17 protein-coding genes are annotated in these 24,230 nt (G+C 60.9%); 8 read left to right on the top strand and 9 right to left on the bottom strand.

Annotation, left to right across the window (positions count from 1 at the left end):
* Window positions 1-58 precede the first annotated feature (58 nt).
* The 4 genes from AC0KW6_RS14685 to AC0KW6_RS14670 form a co-directional block, all read right to left on the bottom strand.
* Window positions 59-1,237: an HlyD family type I secretion periplasmic adaptor subunit gene (locus AC0KW6_RS14685; protein WP_323777669.1), complete on the bottom strand. Its 1,179-nt coding sequence runs from the start codon at window positions 1,235-1,237 to the stop codon at window positions 59-61.
* Window positions 1,234-3,498, bottom strand: a complete 2,265-nt coding sequence (locus tag AC0KW6_RS14680; RefSeq protein WP_323777671.1) for an ATP-binding cassette domain-containing protein — start codon at window positions 3,496-3,498, stop codon at window positions 1,234-1,236. Before AC0KW6_RS14680 ends, AC0KW6_RS14685 begins: the two co-directional genes overlap by 4 nt.
* A 44-nt stretch (window positions 3,499-3,542) precedes the next feature.
* Window positions 3,543-4,832, bottom strand: a complete 1,290-nt coding sequence (locus tag AC0KW6_RS14675; RefSeq protein ID WP_323777673.1) for a TolC family protein — start codon at window positions 4,830-4,832, stop codon at window positions 3,543-3,545.
* A gap of 72 nt (window positions 4,833-4,904) precedes the next feature.
* Window positions 4,905-7,424, bottom strand: a complete 2,520-nt coding sequence (locus AC0KW6_RS14670) for an Ig-like domain-containing protein (RefSeq protein ID WP_474035282.1) — start codon at window positions 7,422-7,424, stop codon at window positions 4,905-4,907.
* A 732-nt stretch (window positions 7,425-8,156) separates the two neighbouring features.
* On the opposite strand from AC0KW6_RS14670, the gene AC0KW6_RS14665 reads away from it, so the two are divergent.
* Genes AC0KW6_RS14665 through AC0KW6_RS14655 form a run of 3 tightly spaced genes read left to right on the top strand, consistent with a single transcriptional unit; the run spans window position 8,157 to window position 12,948 of the window.
* On the top strand, window positions 8,157-10,091 hold the full coding sequence (locus AC0KW6_RS14665) for a PrkA family serine protein kinase (RefSeq protein ID WP_323783820.1): 1,935 nt from the start codon (window positions 8,157-8,159) through the stop codon (window positions 10,089-10,091).
* Window positions 10,092-10,109: 18 nt separating this feature from the next.
* Window positions 10,110-11,447 carry a YeaH/YhbH family protein gene (locus AC0KW6_RS14660; protein WP_323783822.1) on the top strand — a complete coding sequence of 446 codons (1,338 nt, stop codon included), beginning with the start codon at window positions 10,110-10,112 and terminating at the stop codon, window positions 11,445-11,447.
* A complete protein-coding gene (locus AC0KW6_RS14655) occupies window positions 11,434-12,948 on the top strand; it encodes a SpoVR family protein (protein WP_024091105.1) in 1,515 nt (504 codons plus the stop codon). The genes AC0KW6_RS14660 and AC0KW6_RS14655 overlap by 14 nt, the downstream gene beginning before the upstream one ends.
* 115 nt (window positions 12,949-13,063) lie before the next feature.
* On the opposite strand, the gene AC0KW6_RS14650 is transcribed toward AC0KW6_RS14655, so the two are convergent.
* Entirely contained in the window at window positions 13,064-14,176 is a 1,113-nt protein-coding gene (locus AC0KW6_RS14650; RefSeq protein WP_474035316.1) for an S-(hydroxymethyl)glutathione dehydrogenase/class III alcohol dehydrogenase, read from the bottom strand.
* A gap of 355 nt (window positions 14,177-14,531) precedes the next feature.
* On the opposite strand from AC0KW6_RS14650, the gene AC0KW6_RS14645 reads away from it, so the two are divergent.
* Together AC0KW6_RS14645 and cueR are read left to right on the top strand one after the other, a co-directional pair.
* The gene (locus AC0KW6_RS14645) at window positions 14,532-17,039 is read left to right on the top strand and encodes a heavy metal translocating P-type ATPase (RefSeq protein WP_474035281.1); all 2,508 of its coding nucleotides are present in this window, start codon (window positions 14,532-14,534) and stop codon (window positions 17,037-17,039) included.
* Window positions 17,036-17,437: a Cu(I)-responsive transcriptional regulator gene (gene cueR / locus AC0KW6_RS14640; RefSeq protein WP_323776758.1), complete on the top strand. Its 402-nt coding sequence runs from the start codon at window positions 17,036-17,038 to the stop codon at window positions 17,435-17,437. Before AC0KW6_RS14645 ends, cueR begins: the two co-directional genes overlap by 4 nt.
* Before the next feature lie 67 nt (window positions 17,438-17,504).
* Here the strand turns inward: cueR and AC0KW6_RS14635 are convergent, their stop codons facing one another.
* Genes AC0KW6_RS14635 through pcaC form a run of 4 tightly spaced genes read right to left on the bottom strand, consistent with a single transcriptional unit; the run spans window position 17,505 to window position 20,100 of the window.
* Window positions 17,505-18,335, bottom strand: a complete 831-nt coding sequence (locus AC0KW6_RS14635; protein ID WP_323776759.1) for a 3-oxoadipate:acetyl-CoA acetyltransferase — start codon at window positions 18,333-18,335, stop codon at window positions 17,505-17,507.
* A gap of 12 nt (window positions 18,336-18,347) precedes the next feature.
* A complete protein-coding gene (pcaG, locus tag AC0KW6_RS14630) occupies window positions 18,348-18,968 on the bottom strand; it encodes a protocatechuate 3,4-dioxygenase subunit alpha (protein ID WP_474035280.1) in 621 nt (206 codons plus the stop codon).
* A complete protein-coding gene (gene pcaH / locus AC0KW6_RS14625; RefSeq protein WP_323776763.1) occupies window positions 18,968-19,705 on the bottom strand; it encodes a protocatechuate 3,4-dioxygenase subunit beta in 738 nt (245 codons plus the stop codon). The genes pcaG and pcaH overlap by 1 nt, the downstream gene beginning before the upstream one ends.
* Entirely contained in the window at window positions 19,702-20,100 is a 399-nt protein-coding gene (gene pcaC / locus AC0KW6_RS14620; protein WP_323776764.1) for a 4-carboxymuconolactone decarboxylase, read from the bottom strand. Before pcaC ends, pcaH begins: the two co-directional genes overlap by 4 nt.
* An 88-nt stretch (window positions 20,101-20,188) precedes the next feature.
* On the opposite strand from pcaC, the gene pcaQ reads away from it, so the two are divergent.
* The 3 genes from pcaQ (at window position 20,189) to AC0KW6_RS14605 (ending at window position 24,222) form a co-directional block, all read left to right on the top strand.
* Entirely contained in the window at window positions 20,189-21,118 is a 930-nt protein-coding gene (pcaQ, locus tag AC0KW6_RS14615) for a pca operon transcription factor PcaQ (protein WP_474035279.1), read from the top strand.
* 129 nt (window positions 21,119-21,247) lie between these two features.
* Complete coding sequence (locus tag AC0KW6_RS14610) at window positions 21,248-22,159, top strand: MBL fold metallo-hydrolase (RefSeq protein ID WP_474035278.1); 912 nt, start codon at window positions 21,248-21,250, stop codon at window positions 22,157-22,159.
* 404 nt (window positions 22,160-22,563) lie between these two features.
* A complete protein-coding gene (locus tag AC0KW6_RS14605) occupies window positions 22,564-24,222 on the top strand; it encodes a transcriptional regulator (RefSeq protein ID WP_323776769.1) in 1,659 nt (552 codons plus the stop codon).
* Window positions 24,223-24,230 lie beyond the last annotated feature (8 nt).

Here is a 24,230-nt window from a genome sequence, read left to right as displayed (position 1 = left end):
CGGCCAATGGACAGTTTTCCACCTGCCGCCAGACCTTGGGGCAGGCGAATACCTTTCTTCAAGGCTCTCGCAGGGCCTCGCGGGTCTTGTACAGCGGTTTCAGGAGGTATTGCAGCACGGTCTTAGCACCGGTCTGCAGTTCTGCGGTTGCCCGCATCCCTGGTCGGATCTCAATGGCTTGCTGGCGCTCGGAAAAACCAGATTTATCGACCCGCACCGTCACCCGGTAATAGGGGTCGGCGCGCGGATTGCGCTCGTCCTCGAAAGTGTCGGCAGAGACAAAATCCACCTTGCCGCGCAGGGAGCCGTAGATGGTGTAGTCATAGGCAGAAAGCTTGATTGTAGCGCCCTGGCCCGGCTGCACACTGGCGATATTTTCAGGTTTGATACGGGCTTCCACAAACAGCTCTTCACCCAGCGGGATAATCTCCAGAATTTCTTCGCCAGGGCGGATCACACCGCCGATGGTTGTGACAGAAAGGCTGTTGACGATGCCGGCCATCGGCGAGGTGATGATGGTGCGATTCAGCTGATCCACCGCCAGCCGCTGTTCCTGGCGCAGGGTGGTCAGTTCGCGCAAGGTCCGGGAGTATTCCTCGGCTTGTTCCAATTCTGCCTGGGTGCCGATCTCGTTGTATTTGGCGCGGGCGTCAGTGGTCAGTTTGCGGGCCTTGTTCACTTCGATCAGGGCCACGATCTTCTGCTTGTAGAGCTGCTCCATATTGGCCAGCTCAGCATTCTGCTGGTCCAGGATCTGCTTGGCGCTGTCACGGCGGCTGGTAAAATCGGTTTGGCGGGCAATCAGCAGACCGCGTTCAGAGGACAGGATGCCGGGGGAGCGCTGTGCAAGCATTTCCGGCACCGTAAATTCAAAGGCGCCCTTCATTTGCGCCTCCAGCCGGTAGCGTTTGATTTCCAGCGCATCGATCTGGTTTTGCAGCTCATCGGCCGCGGCGCGGAATTTGGTGTCCTGCAGCTTGGCCAGCACCTGGCCGGCGGTGACGATGTCGCCTTGGCGCACCTGGAGTTCAGCCAGGATGCCGCCTTCGAGGTTCTGCACAATCTGGGAGCGGGAAGAGGAAACCACCTGGCCCTCGCCGCGGACAATTTCGTCGATCGAGGCAAAGGCGGCCCAGATCAGGAAGGTCAGCAGGGCGGCAAGCACCAGATAGATGATGCGGCTGGCGCTGCGCGGGGTCTCGGCGTTGCCGTAAGGGTCATGCAGTGCCGCGTTCATTTGCCTTCTCCGGCGGCCAGATGGGCCAGAACCTGATCCCGCGGCCCGTCGACGACCATCCGGCCCGATTGCAGGATCAGGGTGCGGTTGGTCAGCGACAGAATCGGCATCCGGTGGGTGGCGATCACAGCTGTGCGGCCTTCCAGCCAGGTTTCCAGACGGCTGACCAGGGTGCGCTCCAGAGTCTGATCCAGCGCAGCTGTGGGCTCATCCAGCAGCACCACCGAGGGGTCCTGCAGCCACAGCCGCGCCCAGCCGATCGACTGGCGCTGACCGATCGACAGGCCATGGCCACCGTCGCTGATCTCCAAGTCTAGCCCTTTGTGGTGGCTGCGCACATGGGCGCCGAGGCCTGCAAACTCCAATGCCGCCATCAGCCGGTCGTCGTCGCGTTCCAGCTGGTTGAGGTTGAGGTTGTCGCGCAAGGAGCCTGCAAACAGCCGCACGTCCTGGCTGAGGTATCCGATGCCCGCCCGCAGGTCGCGCGGGTCGATCTGGGCCATATCGGTGCCGTCCAGCAGAATGCGGCCGCGGTCGGGCGCATACAGTCCCGACAACAGCTTCAGCAGCGTTGATTTGCCAGAGCCATTGACCCCCAGCACCGCAACCCGCTGGCCGGGGGTGAGGACGGCGGCCTGCACATCCACGGTGGGGGCGGCGTCATCCTCGTAGCGGAAGAGGATCTCGCGCAGCTCAAAACGGCCCTGGATTTTCTGGCGCCGCAGATAGGTGCGTTCCTTTTCCTTTTCCTGCGGCGCGTTGGCGATGGCGTCCAGCCCTTCCAGCGCCGCCTTGACGTTGCTCCAGCGGGCCAGGGTGGCAGCGAACTGGGTCAGCGGCGCCAGGGTGCGGCTGGTCAGGATGCCGGTGGCGATGATGGTGCCGACGGTGAAATCACCGGCAAAGACCAGCAGGGTGCCCAGCACAACGGCGGTGATATAGGTCGCTTGCTGAACCCCCTGCGACCAATAGGTGAGGGCGCTGGACAGCTTGCGCTGCTCGGTCGCTGAATGGGACGACAGCGTGTTCAGTTCATCCCACAGCCGCAGCACCCGCTCTTCGCCGCGCTGGGTTTTCACCGTGTCCAGCTCAGTCACCACCTCATGCAGCAGCCGCCCCGCCTTGGCGTTGGCGCCCTGGGTTTGGCGGGTCAGGGCGATCATCTTCTTCTGCATGAAATAGGCCGGCAGCAGCATCAGGATGCCGCCGGCGACTATCACCCAGACGACCGGCCCGGCGATCGAGGCCACCAGCAGCAGGAAAACGGCGATAAAAGGGATGTCGGCCAGGGTCGAGATGGTGGAGGAGGTGAAGAATTCCCGCACCGAGCCGAAATCGCGCATCGCGGCAAACAGGCCGGACGGCGGCAGCGGCTTTTTGTCCGAACGCATGCCGATCAGGCGCCGCATCAGGTTGTGCTGCACCGACAGCTCGATCTGACGGCCTGCGGCATCGGTCAGCCGGGCCCGGGCCAGCTTCAGCATCGCCTCCAGCGCAATGGCCAGGAAGGCACCGACTGCGAGCACCCACAGAGTGGCTTGCGACTGGTGCGGCACCACGCGGTCATAGACCTGCAGCGAGAACAGCGCGACCGAGACCGCCAGGATATTGGCGACCAGCGATCCCAGCATGATTTCGCCAACTTGGCGGCGGTATTTCGGGAATTCGCTCCAGAACCAGTGGCCGGGGTCGATCTGCGGCGTGTGTTTTGCCGCCATATGCTTCAGCGAGGGGCGGGCCGACAGCACGGTGCCGGTGAAATAGGGGCTGAATTCACCGAGCGGCACCTCGGTGCGGTTGTCCGCACAAGCAGTGTCATAGATTGTCAGCACATCGTCTGCCTGGCTCAGCACCAGCACGCATTGCCCGCCTGACATGATCGCCAGCGCAGGCCAAAGGGGCGGGCTCAGCGGCTGTTTTTCAAGGATCTTCGGCTGCAGGCCAGTGGTGTGCAGCGCCTTTGCCAGCGAATGCAGTGAAAGGTCGCCTGGGGTTTCGCTCCACAGAAAGGCGGCGACATCGCTCACCGGTACTTCGCTGCCCTTCAGGGCGGCCAATGTGGCAATCAGGCTGGCACGGTGCTGAATACGGGTTGCAGCGCCTTCAAGCAGCGAGCCGACTTCAGGCTGGGTGTCCTGCGGCTGGGTCTTTGGCTGCCGTTTGGCGGCCGGCGCCGGGGCGGGAGTGTCGGTTGGCGGCATGACTTCCGGTGCCGCTGCAGGAGTGCCGGACACAGGCACAGCCCGCAACACCGGTTTCATTCCGGAGGCGGGGACGGCGCGCGGAGGCTTTTGCGTCGTGTCGGTCAAATCTTGTCCCCATCGGCCAGCAGCCCCAGGTCGCGCGCCAGCTGCAACTGGATCAGCACCACCTCATATTTCGCGTCGATATAGGCCTGCTCGCGGCGCACCAGCTCTTCGTAAACCTGGATGACCTCCATCACAGGGCGCTGGCCCGCTTCGAATTGCTTCTGGAATAGGCCGTAAGTTTCGCGGCTCCGGCGCACCAGCACGGCGGTCTCGCCTTCCTGGCGCCGGTATGACGCAATTTGCTGGACCTGGCGGCTGTAGGTGCGGCGGGCAATCTCCTCGGTCTCGCCAATCTGGCGGGTGGCGGCCTCCTTGGAGGCTTCCAGCGCTTGAATGGCGGCGGGCGTGCCCAACCCGAGCGGCTGGCCAACACCCAGGGTCAGCCCGGCACCGGATCCGTCTGAGGTCACATTGCCCGAGGCCGCAATCTGGGGCAGCAGCCCGGCACGGCCGGATTTGGCCTGGGCAATAGTGCGGTCCGCTTCGGCGCTTGCCTTCAGCACGGAGAGGAACAGCACCTGCTCCGGCGGGGGGGCTATCCCCAGATGCGAGGGTTTCCGCGAAAAGGTCCGGCCGGTCATCGCCTGCAGTTCTGCGCGCGCGGTGGCGGCTGCATCACGGGCGGTGGCTGTGGCCGTTCGGATGCCGCTGATCTTGCTGTCCACCACATTGAGGTCGGCGCGGTCCGACACGCCGCCATCGACGCGTCCCTGAACGATGCGGCGGAATTCCTGCATCCGGCGCAGGGCGCGGCTGCCATAGGCGGCCTTTTCATCGCCCCGCAAGGCCGCGGCATAAAGCCCGACAGCGGTTTCGACGCGGCTGTTCATATCTTGAGACAGGCTAACGGCAGCCACTTCGACATCGGCGGCGGCAAAGGCGCGCTCGGCCTTGCGGCGGCCATTGTCAAACAAAACCTGCTCGATCAGCAGACCGGCCACCAGATCTCCCAGATCGGTCAGGCTGACGGAAGGGCCCAGCGTCGGCAGCCAGTTCTTGGAGGCCGCTTCGGCACGCAGTTTGGCACTGATCAACTCTGCTTCGGCAGCGCGGGAAGATGCGGCAATTGCGGCTTCTGCCACTTGACCGTAGGCGCTGTCTTGCGTCAGCAGGGAACGGCGCTCCATCAAATCCTGGATCACTGCGGAGGAGGCCTCGCCGGATTGCGAGAAATTGCTGCGAGGCGCGGTATTTGCGCTATCTCCGCCGCCGAACGGCAGCGTTTGGGCGCAGGCCGACAGGCTGCACATCACTGCGATGGCGCAAGAAAAGCGTCCCGGTTGCATCCTGCCATTTGCCCTTTTGTTTTAGGCTTTTGATGTATTGGGTCCGGCAGCAATGACCGCCGGGCCGATAGATCAGATCACGACGTTGACGTCTTCGTCCACCGTCAGCGTGGTGCCGTCATCGCCGATGGTGTAGACGTTGAAGGTCTCGCCATCGACTGTTTCGGTGCCAGCTGCTGCTGCCCCGGTGATGGTAAGCGTGTCATCGGAGCCGCCATGCACGGTGAGCGTGTTGGAATTGCCTGACAGCGCGTTGATATCGGCTTCGGTCAGGGTCAGATCCACTGCATCGGCATGGACCAGGTTCAGCTCGTCGATGTTGAACTGCGAGAGGCCCGAATGATCCAGCACAGTTGCGCCGGCACCGTCTTCGAGCACCACCAATGTGCCGGAGCTGTTGCCGGCGTCGTCCACCCGGTTCACAACTAGGTGCGAGCCGTCCGGCACGTCCGCATCGAAGTCGTACAGGATCCGGCCGTTGCCAAGATCGGTTTCAGTGCCGCTGACATCTGACACACTGCCGGTGCTGGCCAGCTCATGTATTGTGTCACCGGCTTCAAAATCGTCGCTGAAGACGCCGCTGACACTGGTGCCGGTGCTGATCACATCGCCAATGTTGGGGGCGTCATATTCTGTGTCGACGCTGAATTCCTCGGTCAGGGTCTGCGTATTGCCTGCCGGATCCGTGGCCGTGATTTCAGCTGTCGCCTCATAAGTGCCTTCGCCCAGGTCGCCGGCTTCAAACTCCGCAGTCCAGTTGCCGTCCGGATCCACAAGCGCGTTCCGGGTTACGCCCTGAATGGTGACTTGCACTGTCGATCCGGGTTCGACTGTGCCGGACATCGAGAGGCCCGCAGAACTTTCTGCCAGGCTCACCACATCATCATCGGTCACGCTGTCCGAGGTGAAGGGCACCACCTCGGTGTCGATGGCCAGAGTGTCAGTGATTTCCGACGTGTTGCCAACGGCGTCAGTGGCGGACACAACCACTGCTGCATCGTAGCTGCCCTGAGCAATGTCAGCGGCTGCAAAGGATGCGCTCCAGTTGCCGTCCGCATCAACCGTGGCGGTTTCGGTCGCATCACCCAGTTGCACAACCACCGCCGAGCCCGGCTCAACCGTGCCGGTCAGGGTCACTCCGTCGCTGCGTTCGGTCTCGTTGACGGTATTATCGCCCTCGATGCTGCCGGAATTCAAAGTGAGCGGATCGACCATAGTGTCCACGTGGAGATCGGCCGTGGCAGTGGCCGTATTGCCGGCCGCGTCGGTGGAGGTCACGCTGACAGTCGTGTCGTATTCGCCGGTGGGCAGGGAACCCGCTTCGAATTCTGCGGCCCAATTGCCATCCGCATCCACGGTCGTGGTGCGGGTTACGCCCTCAACAGTCACGCTGACGCTTGCACCCGCCTCGCCGGTTCCGGTCAAAGTCAGGCCAGCCGTAGCTTCCGTATTGCTGACAATGTCATCACCGCCTGCCTGGCCATTGTCGATCGCTACAGCCGTGGTGGTGTCCACGTGGATGGTACCAGTGACACTGTCCGAATTGCCAAATGTATCGGTCGCGGTGACGCTGACCTCCGAGTCATATTCCCCGGAGGCGATTTCCGAAGCTGCGAAGTCAGCGCTCCAAGTCCCGCTTTCGGTCGCGGTAACCGTCCGGGTTACACCTTGGAAAGTGACTTCCACTGTGGCGCCCGCCTCGGCAGTACCGGTCAGGATCACCCCATCGGCTGCTTCGGCGGCATTGATCATGTCGTCGCCGCCCGCCTGGCCCTCGTCGAGGCCGACGGTGGCAACCGTGTCGATTACGACCGCAGGGCCATCCAGGTCGAACTCGGTCCCGTTCGGGTCAACCACATGCACTGTGGAGTCATAATTTCCGTCTTCCGGCAGATCATCGACCGGGAAGGTGACGCTCCAAACGCCGTCGTCATCGACGGTTGCGGTGGCTATGGACGTGCCGACGGTGACGGTCACTTCGGATCCCGGTGCGCCGGTGCCGGTAATAATGACCGGTTCAGTTGTGGATCCGGAAACCGGATAAGAGGCATCAGGGGCATCGACTGTCGGGACAATACCGTTCGTCCCTCCGCCGTCACCGCCGCCCCCGCCGGCGATTGCTGCCGCGCCAACGACGCCTGCTGCGGCTCCGGCCGCGCCGAGCCCGCCGAACAACGGCGCGGCCAGCGGCGCTACTACCGGCTCGATGCGGTCAACGTCCAGGAACACCATTTCGTCATAGGCGCTCCACTTGCCGGTCAGATCCAGCGGCTCATAGGTGGCAAAGAGCATGCCGCTGGATTTGTCTTCCAGCACAACCTCGGTGAATTCGCCGTCCTGGCTGAGGAACAGGTTCTTCCCGCCGGATGAACCGTAAGAATAGTAGTTCTCAATCACCAGTTCCTGGCCGTTGGCCAAGCTTATATGCAGGTTGCCGCCTTGGCGGGAGTAGCTTTCGACATCGGCAGGGCTGAGATTCAGCGAGATATCCTTGGCATGGGCGGCGTCGATACGCGCCGGTGTGCCTTCGGAAAAGTTCCCATGCTGTGTAGTGCCCGCCATATCGCGGGTAATAAATGCAACTGTGCTCATTGTAATACCACTCATCTGTGCGCTGCACAGCCGCAAATTGGCGGATGCCGCGCCGTTCCGTTGCCTGTACGCTTGCCCATCGGCCGTCTTTTGCGGCCATATTGAGGTCACAATGTTACAATTTTAATAGATCTGTCCAGTATGTGCGGGCCGTCCGCGAGGCGGTTTTCTTGGCAACCGTGTCTTGGTTGCCGCAGATTTTTGAAGGTTTTTTGTGCTCTTGTGATGCTGTGCCAGCCGGGGCGCCCGCCATGGACGGCTTGCAACCGAGCGGCAGAGTATGCAAATCACTGTGCCCGCTGGGAGTGCAGTCAGGGCTGGGGAAGGCTGTCTTCGATACAGGGACCGCAGGGGTGGTCGACGCCGAAACCGTTGAAATTCTGCAACGCAAAACGGTCCTGCAACGGCGGTGATCGCCGGGATGTGAAGAGAATTTCCCGCAAAAGTTTCTGGCAATTAATTAAAAGTACACCACTTTCAGATAGTAAGAAGTCCGTAATTGGTGTAAGCTCGAATGTAAGTAACATGACGCCGAAAGCCCTGGCACGCCAGGCACAGGCCGCCGCCAAGAGCGGCCAGCCGGACGGAGAACGCCGGCAGCGGCGCTGAGCAGAAATCAGAATTCTAACACTGACGCGGACACCCATGCCCACGTGCTGGGCACTGTCTGTCCGTGCGCGAACCAGAACGCCAGGAGGACCGGCGCCAGCTAACCAGGAGGCTTGATCCAAGATGAAAGACATTGCCGAACTTTTTGCGGAGCAGTACGGCGAAACCCGCGAGCAGGAAATGCCGCTGCAGGACTATTTGAACGCCTGCCGCGACGATCCCAGCCTGTACGCCAACGTCGCTGAGAGGATGTTGAAGGCAATTGGCAAAGAGGAGCTGGTAGACACGTCCAAGGACGGGCGGCTCGGGCCGATCTTTCAAAACCGCACAATCAAGCGCTACAGCGCCTTCCACGACTTCTACGGCATGGAGGACACGATTGAGCGGATCGTGGGTTACTTCCGCCACGCCGCGCAGGGGCTGGAGGAGCGTAAGCAGATCCTTTATCTTTTGGGCCCGGTTGGCGGTGGTAAATCCTCGCTGGCGGAACGGCTGAAGCGCCTGGTCGAAGAGCAGCCAATCTACGTGCTGAAAGCGGGCGATCAAATCTCGCCGATTTTCGAAAGCCCGCTGGGCCTGTTTGACCCGGTCCGCATGGGCAAGATTCTCGAAGATGAATACGGCATTGTCCAGCATCGTCTGCCGGGGCTGATGTCGCCTTGGGCGGTGCAGCGGCTGGATGAGTTCGACGGCGATATCAACAAGTTTTCTGTGGTGCGCATATATCCATCGCGCCTGCGCCGCATTTGTGTGGCCAAGGTTGAGCCGGGTGATGAAAACAACCAGGATATCTCCACTCTGGTCGGTAAGGTTGATATCCGCCAGCTGGAGCATTTCAGCCAGGACAACCCGGATGCATACAGCTTTTCCGGCGGGCTGAACCGGGCGACCCAGGGTGTTCTGGAATTTGTCGAGATGTTCAAGGCGCCGATCAAGATGCTGCACCCGCTGCTGACGGCGACCCAGGAAGGCAACTACATGGGCACTGAAAGCTTTGGTGCGATCCCCTTCAGCGGCCTGATCCTGGCACATTCCAACGAGTCCGAATGGCAATCCTTCAAGAACAACAAGAACAATGAGGCTTTCATCGACCGGGTGTCGATCGTCAAAGTGCCGTACTGCCTGCGGGTTTCCGACGAGTCGATGATCTACGACAAGCTGATTGAGCACAGCGAGCTTCGTAATGCGCCATGTGCGCCGGAGACGCTGAAAATCCTCAGCCGTTTCTCGGTGCTGACCAGGCTGAAGCCGCATGAGAACTCAAACCTTTACTCCAAGATGCGGGTCTATGACGGCGAAAGCCTGAAGGACACCGACCCCAAGGCCAAGACGGTGCAGGAATACCAGGACCGGGCCGGCGTCGACGAGGGGATGAACGGCATCTCGACCCGTTTTGCCTTCAAGGTGCTCTCCACCACCTTCAACTTCGACACCAACGAGGTTGCGGCGGATCCGGTGCACCTGATGTACGTGCTGGAGCAGATGATCAAGCGCGAGCAGTTTCCGCAGGAGACGGAGCAGAAGTATTTGGAGTTCATCAAGACCGAACTGGCACCGCGGTATGAAGAGTTCATCGGCAACGAGATCCAGAAGGCGTACCTCGAAAGTTATACAGAATACGGCCAGAATGTCTTTGACCGCTATATTTCCTACGCGGATGCCTGGATCGAGGAGCAGGATTACAAGGATCCTGATACCGGCCAGCTCTATAACCGCGAAGTGCTGGACGCGGAGCTTTCGAAGATCGAAAAGCCGGTCGGCATCGCCAATCCCAAGGACTTCCGCAACGAGGTTGTGAAATTTGCCCTGCGCCACCGCGCGAACACTGGCAAGAACCCGGCCTGGAACTCCTACGAGAAACTGCGCGATGTGATCGAGAAGCACATGTTCAGCCAGGTCGAAGAGTTGCTGCCGGTGATTTCCTTCGGTTCCAAAAAGGACAGCAAAACTGAAGGCAAGCATCAGGAGTTCGTCGAGCGGATGCGTGGCCATGGCTACACTGACCGCCAGGTGCGGCGCCTGGTGGAATGGTACATGCGCGTCAACAAGGCGGGCTAAAGAGGAGCGCTGTGCAACATGCATCATTTCATCGACAGGCGCTCCAATCCGAAGGGCAAGAGTCTCGGGAACCGGCAACGGTTCCTGCGGCGGGCCCGGGAGAACATTAAAGAACGCGTCGACCGGTCAGTCCGGGGGAAATCGATCCAAAGCGGAAGCGGTGTCCCGGACGAAGGCGAAAAAGTCACTATCCCGACCAGAGGCCTGAAGGAGCCGCGGTTCTTTCATTCCTCAAAAGGCGGCCTGCGCCGTCATGTTCTGCCCGGCAACAAGGATTTCGTTGTCGGCGACACCATCAAGCGCCCCGACGGCGGTGCAGGCGAGGGCGGCCGAAAAGCCTCCGAGGACGGGGATGGTGCGGATGAATTTTCCTTCACGCTCACGCAGGAAGAGTATCTGGAAATCCTGTTTGAGGGTCTGGAACTGCCAGACCTGGTGGAGAAGGCAACGGTGGAAACCGAAACCATCGGCACCCGTCGGGCGGGCCTGACCACCGCGGGCACTCCAAATAATCTCAATCTGGTGCGCACAATGCGGAACTCTTTGGGGCGCCGGATCGCATTGCAGCGCCCGACCACCAAGTCCCAGCGGGATCTGGAAGAGCAGATTGCCGATCTGGAAGCGCTGGAGGATCGCAGCCCGCCGCAAGAGGCATTTCTGGCCGAATTGCGGCAGAAGCTGGAAGTCATCCTCCGCAAGCGCAAGGTCGTCGGCTATATCGACCCTCTAGACCTGCGGTACGATACCTTTGTGCCGGAGAAAATCCGCAATTCCCGTGCGGTGGTATTCTGCCTAATGGACGTCTCAGGCTCCATGCAGGAGCGGGAAAAGGATCTTGCCAAAAGGTTCTTCCTGCTGCTGCATCTGTTCCTGGAGCGCTGCTATGAACACACCGAACTGGTGTTTGTGCGGCACACTCATCACGCCCAGGAAGTGGACGAGGAAACCTTTTTCTATGCCCGGGAAACAGGCGGTACTATCGTGTCCACCGCGCTGGAGAAGATGAAGGAGATCATCGAAGAGCGTTACCCGCCTGATGAGTGGAACATTTACGGGGCTCAGGCCTCCGATGGTGAGAATTTCGGCAATGACTCGGTGCGCTGCAAAAACCTGCTGCTGAACGATCTGCTGCCGGTCAGCCAGTTCTATGCCTATGTGGAAATCGTCGATGAGGCGGCGGAAATGCTGCTGAACAATCCTGAAGCAGGCGAAGACCTGTGGCAAAACTACCGTGACGTGAAGGGCCAGGCCCAGCATTTCGAAATGCAACGGGTCTCTCAGCCCGGCCACATCTATCCGATTTTCCGGGAGTTCTTCCTCCCCAAAGTGAGAGGGGCGCAGAATGCAGGCAGCTGAAAAGGCGCGCAAGCCGCTGTTCGACGGGCCGGAATGGACCTTTGAACTGATGGAAAAGGCGCGCGACGCGATCGAGAAGATCGCGCTCGAAGATCTCGGGCTGGACGTCTATCCAAACCAGATCGAAATTATTTCCGCTGAACAGATGCTGGACGCCTATTCCTGTGTCGGGCTGCCGCTGATGTATCAGCACTGGTCCTTCGGCAAGCATTTCGCCCGAGACGAAGCGCTCTACCGCACCGGCCGCCAGGGGCTGGCATACGAGATCGTTATCAATTCGAACCCCTGCATCAGCTATAACATGGAAGAAAACACCATGGCGATGCAGACGCTGGTGATGGCCCATGCGGCTTTTGGCCATAACCATTTCTTCAAGAACAATTACTTATTCCAGCAGTGGACCGATGCTTCTGGCATTCATGATTACTTGGCTTTTGCCAAAAATTACATTGCCGCTTGTGAAGAACGGTACGGCCCCTGCGCGGTCGAAGAGGTGCTGGACGCGGCCCATGCGCTGCAATCCCAAGGCGTGTTTCGCTACGGCCGCCCGCCCAAACCGACCACGGAAGAGCTGGTCGCCATGCAGAAGGTTCGCGACGGCTATGAAAGCGGCCAAAGCGTGCTGGATATCTGGACAGACACCACCTTGGGGCGCGACAAGCTGGAACTGGTCGAGGATGCCTCTTTCAGCGCGCGCCGCAAGCAGATGAACCTGCCGCAGGAGAATGTGCTTTATTTTCTGGAAAAGCACAGCCCGGCGCTGGAGGCCTGGCAGTGCGAAATCCTGCGCATCGTGCGGATGCTGGCGCAGTATCTTTACCCGCAAAAGCAGACCAAGGTGATGAACGAAGGCTGCGCGACCTTCGTGCACTATTACATCATTAACAAGCTCTATGAACAGGGCCAGATCACCGAAGGCGCATTTATGGAAATGATGCACAGCCACACCAATGTAGTGCTGCAACCGGAATTCGATGATCAGCGCTATTCCGGCATCAACCCTTATGCGCTGGGCTTTGCGATGATGCAGGACATCCGCCGCATCTGTCAGGATCCAACCGATGAGGACCGTGAGTGGTTCCCCGATTTCGCCGGTGATCCCGATTGGCGAAAAGTGATGCGCGATGCCTGGGCGAATTACCGCGACGAAAGCTTCATTCAGCAATTCCTGTCGCCGCATCTGATCCGCAAGTTCAAGCTGTTCACGCTGACCAATGACGCCGACCTGCCGAATCTGGTGGTGAGCCAGATCCACAACCGCGCAGGGTACAAGGCGATCCGCCGCGATCTGGCAAAGCAATATGATCTGGCCTACCTGGAGCCGGATATCCAGGTAACAGATGCGGATCTGCGCGGTGACCGGGAATTGAAGCTGACCCATACCGTGCGGGATGGCATCCATTTGGATGAGGAAGATCAAGAAGAGGTGCTGAAGCACCTGCGCCGTCTTTGGGGGTATGATGTCAGCTTGGACGCCGTCGAAACAGCCTGCGAAAACTGACGCCAATCACGGAACTGTGCCCGGCTTTTTTTGGGGGGCGGCTTTACAGTCTGATTGCGAAAATGGAAACGCAGGCCCGGGGCCTGCGTTTCACTGATTGGGATCTGGATGAGGCTTAGAATTCCACCACTGCGCGGATCGACTTGCCCTCGTGCATCAGTTCAAAGCCTTCGTTGATCTGATCCAAGGTCAGCTTGTGGGTGATCATCGGGTCGATCTCGATCTTGCCGTCCATGTACCAGTCGACGATCTTCGGCACGTCGGTGCGGCCGCGCGCGCCGCCAAAGGCTGTGCCGCGCCAGGACCGGCCGGTGACCAGCTGAAACGGACGGGTCGATATCTCGGCGCCCGCAGGGGCCACGCCGATGATGATCGATTCACCCCAGCCCTTATGCGCCGCTTCCAATGCGGTGCGCATAACATTGACGTTGCCGGTTGCGTCGAAGGTGTAGTCCGCACCGCCCCCGGTCACTTCGACCAGATGCGCCACCAGATCGCCCTCGACTTCCGCGGGATTGACGAAATCGGTCATGCCGAACTTTGTGGCCATTTCCACTTTGCCGGGGTTCAGGTCGACACCGACGATCTGGTCTGCACCTGCCAAGCGCAGGCCCTGGATCACGTTGAGGCCGATGCCGCCGAGGCCGAACACGATTGCGCGGGAGCCGATTTCCACCTTGGCGGTGTTGATCACTGCACCAATGCCGGTGGTGACGCCGCAGCCGATATAGCAAACCTTGTCGAACGGCGCGTCCTCACGGATTTTCGCCAGTGCGATCTCCGGCACCACGGTGTGGTTCGCAAAAGTCGAGCAGCCCATGTAGTGATGAATCGGGGTGCCGTCCTGCATCGAGAAGCGGGTGGTGCCATCAGGCAGCAGACCCGCGCCTTGGGTCGAGCGGATTGCCTGGCACAGGTTGGTTTTCGGGTTGAGGCAGTAGTCGCACTCGCGGCACTCGGGCGTATAGAGCGGGATCACATGGTCGCCCGGTTTCAGGCTGGTCACGCCTTCGCCAACCTCAATCACGATGCCTGCGCCTTCATGACCCAGAATCGCCGGGAAGATGCCTTCCGGGTCGTCGCCCGAACGGGTGAATTCGTCGGTATGGCACAGGCCGGTTGCCTTGATTTCCACCAGAACCTCGCCTGCTTTCGGGCCTTCGAGGTTCACCTCCATGATTTCCAGCGGTTTGCCGGGGGCAACCGCAACGGCGGCGCGGGTCTTGATCATGTGACTGGTCCTTCGTTCATATACTTCGGGGCCGGGCCGCCGCGAGGCGGATCCGGTTGAATGCGCAGCCAGCAGCAGGGCCGCAAGCCGGAGTGACCCAGCGTTACATTTGCAGACTGACGCACGCAAGCATTGCCTTGGCACCCTATCAGGAGCGGGGTGCCGGGCTTTACCCTGAAAGCGACGGCTGACTGGCGGTCCGCGCCATCCTTTCAAGAAGAAAAACCGTCTTTTCCAGCACCTTGCCTGCAGGCTTCCAGTTTTGGGAAGGAATTTTGTGCCGAGGCCTTGACCTTCCCCTGACTGGAACCCTCATATGGTCTTGCATAGGATAAAACCCCGCAGGTCTCCCATGTCAGAAAACACCAGAATTTCACTGCAAATCACCAACTTGAGCTGTGCAGGCTGCGCCGGGCGCGCAGAACGCGCCTTGGCAGCTGTCGAGGGGGTCCAAAAGGCCTCAGTTAACCTTGCGAATGCAACCGCTCAGGTCGAGGCCGCACCGCGAGTGCAGCTGGAGCAGCTGATGGCTGCACTCAAATCTGCCGGCTACCCGGCGGCAGCATCCGAAGTTACGCTGGCTCTCAGCGGCATGAGCTGCGCGTCCTGCGTCGGACAGGTGGAACGGGTGCTGCTGGCGGTGCCAGGGGTGCTGTCGGCCAGCGTCAATTTGGCGAGTGAGACTGCGCAAGTCCGCTATTTGACGGGAACAGCCCGGGTTGCTGATCTGACGCGTGCAGTGACCGAGGCCGGCTACCCGGCCCGTCCTCGTGGCACGGCGGAAGATGAGACAGAGCAAGCCAGTCGGCGCAAGGCGGATGAGATCGCCGCGCTAACGCGGCAGGTTCTGATTGCTGCTCTGCTGACGCTGCCGGTCTTCTTGATCGAGATGGGCGGCCATATGATCCCGGCACTGCACCATTGGGTGGCGGGCAACATAGGGATGCAGAACAGCTACTTGTTGCAATTTGCCCTGACTACGCTGGTGCTGGCGGGGCCGGGGCGGCAGTTCTATGCCAAGGGCTTTCCGGCGCTGTTACGGGGGGCGCCGGACATGAACGCGCTGGTCGCGCTGGGCACCAGCGCTGCCTACGGGTTCTCAGTTATCTCTACTTTTGCACCAAGGCTGCTTCCTACGGGCACCGCCAATGTCTATTTCGAGGCAGCGGCGGTGATCGTGGTGCTGATCCTGACCGGCCGGTTTCTGGAGGCGCGGGCCAAGGGGCGCACTGGAGCGGCGATCCGCAAGCTGGCAGGACTGCAGCCGAAAACCGCTACGGTCGTTGCCGGCGGCGAGGCAGTGGAAACCCCGGTCGAGGAGATCGGCACAGGTGATATGATACGGGTCCGTCCGGGTGAACGGATTGCGGTAGACGGCGAGATCGTTTCCGGCAGCTCCTATATCGACGAAAGCATGATCAGCGGCGAGCCGGTTCCGGTGGCAAAGACTTCCGGCGATGAGGTAACCGCGGGCACTGTCAACGGCAATTCCGCGCTGGAGTTCCGCGCCACCCGCGTTGGGCGCGACACAGTGCTGGCGCAGATCATCCGTATGGTGGAGCAGGCGCAGGGCGCCAAGCTGCCGGTTCAGGGGCTGGTGGACCGGATCACGCTGTGGTTCGTGCCCGCGGTCATTGCAGCGGCGGCGCTTACGATGCTGGCCTGGTCGCTGTTCGGACCGGCACCGTCCTTGCCGCTGGCTCTGGTTGCGGGCGTCTCGGTGCTGATCATTGCCTGCCCTTGCGCAATGGGGCTGGCAACGCCAACCTCGATCATGGTGGGGATCGGCCGGGCCGCGCAGATGGGCGTGCTATTCCGCAAGGGGGATGCGCTGCAGCGGCTGCAAGAGGTGCAGGTGGTGGCGCTCGACAAGACCGGCACCTTGACCGAAGGGCGCCCGGCGCTTACCGAGCTGATCTGCGCTGAGGGCTTTACCCGCGATGAAGTGCTGCGTCTGGCCGGTGCCGCAGAGGCCCAGTCGGAACACCCCATCGCCCGTGCCATCGTGGCTGCGGCTGGGAAGGGTCTGCCACAGGCGGACGCCTTTGAGGCGATCCCGGGCTACGGCCTGCGGGCGGAAGTCGACGGGCACGCGGTGCTGGCCGGTGCTGCCCGGCTGATGGCGCGTGAGAGTATCGAACTTGGAGCGCTGGCAACAGAGGGCGAGAAACTGGCCAAACGCGGTGAAACCCCGCTTTACACTGCTATTGACGGGCGGGCCGCGGCGGTAATTGCGGTGGCGGACCCGATCAAGACGGGCACGCCAGCGGCGATCAAGGCCTTTCATGATCAGGGGCTGAAGGTAGCGATGATCACTGGCGATGCCAGGGCCACGGCGCAAGCAATTGCAACACGGCTGGGCATCGATGCGGTGAAAGCTGAATGCCTGCCTGCAGACAAGGTGGCTGCGATCCAGGAACTGCAGGCGGAGCACGGCGCGCTGGCCTTTGTCGGCGATGGCATCAATGACGCCCCGGCGCTGGCAGCAGCGGATGCGGGCATTGCCATCGGCACCGGCACCGATGTGGCGATCGAGGCGGCGGATGTGGTGCTGGTCTCGGGCGATCTGCGCGGGGTGGTGAATGCACTGACCGTCAGCCGCGCCACCATGCGCAATATCCGCCAGAACCTGGGTTGGGCCTTCGGCTATAACGTGCTGCTGATCCCGGTGGCTGCCGGGGTTCTGTACCCTCTTGGCGGGCCGCTTTTGTCACCGGCGCTGGCGGCAGGTGCAATGGCGCTGTCGAGCGTGTTTGTGCTGTCCAACGCCTTGCGCTTGCGCCGCCTGAAACCCGCCATAGATGAAGACCAGGCGGGGCCAGCCTTGCTAGCTGCCGGCGGAAAGGAGGCGCGCGCATGAATATAGGAGACGTATCCAGCCGCTCGGGCCTGCCGGCCAAAACCATCCGCTATTACGAGGACATCGGCCTGATTAAGCCGCATCGCAGCGCCAATGGCTACCGTTGCTTTGCCGAGACTGACCTGCATAAATTGGCCTTTCTGGGCCGCGCGCGGGCATTGGGGTTCACCATTGAGGACTGCCGCACCCTGATGGCGCTGTACGAGGATGAAAGCCGGGCGAGTGCAGACGTGAAACAGCTGGCACTGGAGCATCTCGCCAAGATCGAAGAAAAGATCGCCGATCTGCAGGCAATGCGGGACACATTGGGGGATCTGGTTGAATGCTGCGCGGGCGACAATCGGCCGGATTGCCCGATCCTTAAGGATTTGTCCGGCGGGGAGGGGCGTTCCGGCTAAGGCGCGGGGGGGAGGGGCTGGCGGACTTGGGCGTGGCTTCGGGCCTTGCGGCCCGAAGCGGTCGGCGTCAGGCGGGCCATAGCTCCAGGATTTCGCGGGCCTGCTGCCAGGTCGCGACAGGACGCTCGTATTTCTCGCAGAGCGCGGCGGCACGTTTCACCAGTGCCGCGTTCGACGGCGCCAGCGTCTCGCGGTCCAGCCGCATGTTGTCTTCCAGCCCGGTCCGGGTATGGCCGCCAGCGGCGATCGACCACTCGTTGACCTGAATCTGCCCTGGCCCGACCCCGGCGCCGCACCACTGGGCCTCAGGTGCCAGCCGCTGCATGGTCTTGACGTAATAATCGAACACGTCCCTGTCTACCGGCATCGCATTTTTCACACCCATCACGAATTGCACATAGAGGGTGCCGGGAATACGCCCTTCGCGGTTCATTTTCACTGCCTGGTGGATGTGCGAGAGATCAAAGGCCTCGATCTCAGGCTTAACCTCATACTTGCGCATCTCACCCGCCAGCCAGTCGACCAGGTCGGGTGAATTTTCATAGACCCGCGTCGGGAAGTTGTTGGAGCCTACGGATAGCGAGGCCATATCAGGGCGCAGGCTCAGCATGCCGCCGCGTTCGCGCCCTGCACCAGAGCGCCCGCCGGTCGACAGCTGCACGATCATGCCGGGGCAATGTGTCTGCAGGCCCTCCTTCAGGCGGGCGAATTTTTCGGGGTCCGAAGTGGGCGTCTGGTCGTCATTTCGCACATGGCAGTGGGCGATGGAAGCGCCGGCCTCAAACGCCTCTTGCGTGCTCTCGATCTGCTCGGTGATGGTAACTGGCACTGCCGGGTTGTTCGCTTTGGTCGGAACCGAGCCGGTGATTGCGACGCAGATTATGCAGGGTTTGCTCATGACTGATCCCTATCAAATGTCGAAAAAGACGGTTTCATCCTGCCCCTGCAGGCGGATGTCGAACCTGTAGATGGTTTGGCCGTTCCTGATGCTGGGTTTGGCGATCAGGGTCTGTCGGCGGCGCTCCCATTCTATGATCCCCAGCACCGGGTCGGCGGCGTTGGCCTCATCCTCATCCTCGAAATAGATCCGGGTGTTCAGACCCGTGTTGATGCCGCGGGCGACGATCCACATGTTGATATGCGGCGCCATTATGTTGCCGTTGCGGCCCATCACCGGGCCGGGTTTCACGGTGTCAAATCCCCACTCGCCGGTCCCAAAGTCGGTAATGACCCGGCCCCAGCCGCGAAATCCGTCTTCCATTGCGCCGGCATGTTCCGGGTGGGCATAGATACCCTCCGCATTGGCCTGCCAGATCTCCAGCAGAGCATCCTTGACTGGTGATCCGGTGCCATCCGTCACCATGCCCTCCACGCGGATACGCTCACCCTTGGCGTTGGGGCCGGCAATGTCGCGGCCAAGCTCCTGATCGAAGATCTCAAACCCCGCTGCACCGGGAGCGAGGCCGATGTGGACGTACGGGCCCGCGGTTTGCGAGGGAGTTTCCTTTAGGTAATGCGGTTGCTGCAGCATCAGTTTCCCTCAAGCCGGTTTTCAAACAGGGTGGACCGGCGCCCGCGCAGCACGATGTCAAAGCGGTACGCCATAGTGTCAAGCGGAATGGTGGCGTTCATGTCGAGGCGCGCGATCAGCATCTCCACTGCTGCCGGGTCTGGGATTGTGTTCACAATCGGGCAGCGGGCGATCAGCGGGTCGCCCTCGAAATAAAGCTGGGTGATCAGCCGCTGGGCAAAGCCGGTGCCGACGACCGAAACGTGTATATGCGCGGGCCGCCAGTCGTTCACCCGGTTGCGCCAGGGGTAGGCACCGGGTTTTACAGTGCGGAAATGGTAGCAGCCGTGTTCATCCGTCAGGGTCCGCCCGCAGCCGCCGAAATTTGGATCCAGCGCCCCCAGGTAGGTGTCCTTTTTGTGCCGGTAGCGGCCAGAGGCGTTGGCCTGCCAGATCTCCACCAGCGTATTCGGCACCGGACGCGCGTTTTCATCCAGCACCCTGCCATGCAGGATGATCCGCTCGCCGATCGGGCTTTCGCCGGGCTGGGCAAAGTTTGTCAGCAGATCATTGTCGGTGGCGGCGATGTCGTTGTGGCCGAACACCGGACCGGTGATTTCGCTGGCGGTGTTCTCCAGGCTGATCAGCGGATATTGCGGCGCGCGGGTGACCGAGGTCTTGTAGTCTTGCGACATTGCAGCTGGATGCCAGCGGCGGTCGCGGGAATAGAACTCCCCCTGTTCCGGTAGTGTGCTCATGCGGGGTCTCCTCCCTCGGCGGCCATTTCGGCATAGGTTTCCTTGGCCAGCTTCAGCGCGCGGTTCGCGCGCGGCACTCCGGCATATATGGCGGCATGCTGGAAGGCCTCCAGCACGTCTTCCTGACTGGCCCCGGTGCGGGCGGTTGCGCGGATGTGCATCGGAATCTCGTCGAAATTTCCGGTGGCGGCCAGCAATGCGAGTGTCAGCATAGACCGTTCCCGCAGTGAAATCCGGTCCGAGGCCCAGACCGTGCCCCAGGCAGCTTCGGTTATCAGCTCCTGAAAGGGGGCGTCCAGCGCAGTTTTGGCAGCCTCGGCGCGCGCCACATGGGCGCCGCCAAGCACCTTGCGCCTGATTTGCATGCCCTGGCTGTACCGGTTCTGCTGCTTCATCCTGTTCTCCTTGTGATGAATAAAGTATCGCATATCGGAGTTGATCTGTATAATCTTGAATAATACATGAAATCATAACCAGGCCGGTATGCTGTTATCGTCTTCATTGAAACTGCGCCATCTTGAAGTCTTCGTTGAGGTGGCCCGCAAGATGAGCGTCACCCGGGCGGCCGGGGCCTTGGGTATGACGCAACCCGCGGTGACACGGGCATTGCGCGAATTGGAAGAAGTTTGCGGCAAGCCGCTGGTCGAAAAGCATGGCCGCGGAATCCGGCTCAGCGGGTATGGCGAGCTGTTCCGGGATCATGCCGGCCGCAGCCTGGCGTTGGCGCGCGACGGGGTGGCGCTGTTGCGTGGCCTGGACGAGGCAGATGGACCGCTGGTTGCCATTGGCGCATTGCCTACCGTCGCTGCCGATCTGGTCCCGGACACGCTGGCACAACTGCGCGGATGCAGCGGTACGCCGGGGCGGTTCAGGGTGATGTCCGGTGACAACCAGTATCTGATTGATCAGCTGCGCCGGGGCGGGCTGGATCTGGTGGTTGGCAGGATGCCCGCGCCGGAAACTATGGCGGGCGTGGAATTTGACCCGCTGTACCGCGAGCGGGTGGCGGCCGTTGTCGCGCGGGACCATCCCTTGGCTGGAGCCGAGCATGTGCCGGCTTCAGCATTTGAGGACTACCCGGTGCTGATGCCGTCTGAAGGGTCGATAATCCGGCCGATGGTCGAACGGGTGTTTCTGGAGCAGGGTCTGCCACTGCCCCGGTTTCCGATCGAAACCGTCTCCTCCACTTTCGGGAGGCGCTTTGTGCTGGTGCACCGGGCGATCTGGATCATCAGCCAAGGCGTGGTGCGGCCGGAGCTGGAAGCCGGCAGCATGGCAGAGCTGCCTTTGAAAACGGACAGCACCCTTGGCCCCGTGGGGCTGTGTGTCCGGCGGGAGCACCAGCTTTCGGCCGCAGCCCAGAGGTTTTGCGCGGCCCTGCGAAGAGTCTGTACTGCGCGGGGACGGACCTAACGGCCGCTCATATCCTGGTATGACGGACACGCGGCATTGCCGTGTGTTTCCCTTATTGCCGTCAGGCTGTTATATTCATTCAACATTGTTTGAGCATTTGTTTGCACGTCGAGGCGGAAAGGAAACGGTATGGCTTTTACCAGACGCGAATTTGGCTTGTCGGCTGCAGCGGGACTGGCGGCTGCTGCTGCCCCCGGCTGGACTTCAGCGCAGATTACTTTGGGCAATAAGCGGATTGAGACGGTTTCAGACGGTTATCTTACTTTGCCGCCGGAGTTTTTGTTTGACGGGCTCGCGCCGGGTGTTCTGCAGCAAGCGCTGGAACAGTACGGGCTTCCCGCCGGGCCGCTGACGCCGGATGTGAATGTAACCTTGCTGCGCGAAAAGGACAGAGTTGTTCTGTTCGATGCGGGTGCCGGACCGGGGTTTCAGGAGAGTGCGGGAAATCTGCCCGGCGCGCTGGATGTCCTTGGTGTCAGGCCTGACGAGGTTACACATGTGGTCTTCACGCACTGCCATCCTGATCACCTGTGGGGAGTGCTGGATGATTTTGAAGACCTGCTGTTTCCTGACGCGGCCTACCTGATGGGGCAGGGGGAATGGGACTACTGGTTCGACCCGGAGACCGCAGACCGCATTGGCAGCAGCCGGGCGGCTATGGCCATTGGAGCCCGGCGCCGGATGGAACAGCTGGAAGACAAAGTGCAGCTGTTCCGGGACGGTGAGGAGATCCTGCCGGGAGTGGCCGCTGTGGCTACACCAGGCCACACACCGGGGCATATGTCTTTTGAAGTCCGCGATGGCAGCAACGGTGTTTTGGTATTAGGAGACGCGGTGGGCAATCATCATGTGAGCTTTGCTGAGCCTGGCAGACCGGTTGGTGCTGACCAGGAACCGCAAAAGGCTGCTGCGGCACGGATGCGCCTGCTGGACCAGCTTGCCACCGAACAAATGCAGCTGATCGGCTATCATCTGCCCGGTGGCGGTATTGGCCGGGCAGAACGCATCGGCAGCGGCTACCGCTTTGTGCCAGCGGCCTGAGAGCCAGAATCAGAACAACACTGGCCGAGGGCCGAAGATTTGGGTTTTGATGCGGGCAGGAAGCCTCGATAGATTTTCTTGGCGGCAAAAGATGGCCCAGCATTTCTTGAATGGATTAAATATTGCAGTTTAAGATTGTTGATTTGCATCCCCTGGGTGATCAGGGCCGTCTGCTGCGGGGAGTCTGTGAAATTACATTAAATCGAGCTGCTTCAAACGGCTATTTCTCTGTGTGTTATTATGCGGGGCATGATGTAAACCTCAGTTGTCATCGGTGGCTGCCAGGGGTGGGCGTGGGGTAAATTTTTAAAAAAATGCAATCAGCAATTGCAAAGATAATTTGTATAATGCAATATGACGCTACTTTAATTGTGCGTGCGATGTGTATTTTGTGGAGTCAACGGATGACTGTTCTTCTGAGGATATGCCGGTTCGGCGCATTCGGCGTCTTTCACGCAGGTGGAGCTAATGTTCAGCTTGGCGCGAAACATCAGGCTCTGCTGGCGCTTTTGTCCACTGCTGACGGCGGGATCCGCACGCGGGCGTTTCTGGAGAAGACGTTGTGGTGTCTGGCGCAGCCCGAGCAGGCAAAGGCAAGCCTGCGAACTGCCCTGTCGACGCTGCGCCGGCATCTGGGGCCCGAAGCAGCCAAACTGCTGTTTGCAAACCGGGAACGGATCATCCTCGACCTGACCCGGGTGGAGCTCGACAGCTGCGCGGGCAATGCGGTTTTCATGGAAGGGTTCGAGCTGCCTTATGAGACCGCTTTTAATGCTTGGTTGAGCGAAATCCGGGCGGAATTCACCCGCGGAGCGACCCGGTCCGGACCGCAGGCGGGAACATCGCCAGGCCGTCTTATCATGGATGGCCTGTTGCCTTCGATTGCGGTGCTGCCCTTCGTGCATCGTGCTCCGGGCGAGGCCTCTGTGCCGCTGGGATCGCTGATGTCTGAAGAATTGTCGCGGTATCTATCGCGCAGCTGGGCGTTCACTGTCACCTCATATCTGGCATCGCGTCAATTTGATCCGGAAACGGTGCGTCCGGCCGAAGTGTCCTCTGTCGCGGGGGTCGATTACTTGGTGTCGGGCACAGTCAGCTGCGACGGAAACCGGTTCCGGGCTGAGATTGATCTGCATGATACATTCCGCGAAAAAGTGATCTGGTCGCGCAGTTTCGAGGGCAGCAAGGGCAACCTGCTGAGGGGCCGCAGTGCGGTGCTGCGCAATGCCACTCAGCAAATCGGGCAAACCGCCGCGGGCGAAGCTGTCCGGCTGGCGGGCTTCAAGCCGCTGTCCACCCTGGAAAGCCATACTCTGCTGATGGCGGCGATTTCACTGATGCAGGAAATGGACACGCGCAAATTCCAGCAAGCGCACGAGATCCTGTCGCATCTGCTTGAACGGGAGCCAAAGCATGCGCTGCCGCTGACTTGGATGGGATTCTGGCATGTGATGCGGGTTGAAAAGGGCTTGTCTCCGAACCGTGGAGAGGACAGCCGTTTGGCCAGTCGGATGGCAGAGGCCGCCATCGAGGCTGCACCGGGCTTCTCATTGGCTCATACCCTCAAAGGGCTTATCTCCAGCCATCTGACGTTCCGCTTCGATCTGGCACAAGACGCCTATGACCTGGCATTGCGCGACAATCCGAACGAAGCGCTGGCGCTGCTGCTGAAAGGAGCGACACTGGCGTATCAGGACATGCCGGATGAGGCGGTGCAAATGACCGACGCGGCCCGGCGGCTGACCCCCTTAGGGCCGCAGCGGTATTATTTTGACGCGCTTTCGGCGCTGGCGTACTTGTCCGCCCGCAATTTTGGCCGCGCAATTGAGCTTTCTGAGCGGTCACTGGAAGCAAAGGGAGCCTTTCCAGTGCCGCTTCGTTCCAAGGCGATCGCCCTGCAAATGTCCGGTCGGGGCGCGGAAGCCCGAAGCACAGTCAAAAAGCTGCTTGAGGCGGCGCCGGAGTTCTGTCTGTCGCAGTTCCAGCGCGACAATCCTGCGGCGATGAGCCCGGCGGGACAGGAATGGGCTTCCGCCTTGCGCCAAGCGGGGGTGCCGGAATAGGCTGGCCA

The organism is Leisingera sp. SA215 (assembly GCF_055902035.1).
The sequence above is the reverse complement of the archived record's forward strand: the minus strand, read 5'-3'. Positions and strand labels throughout refer to the sequence as shown.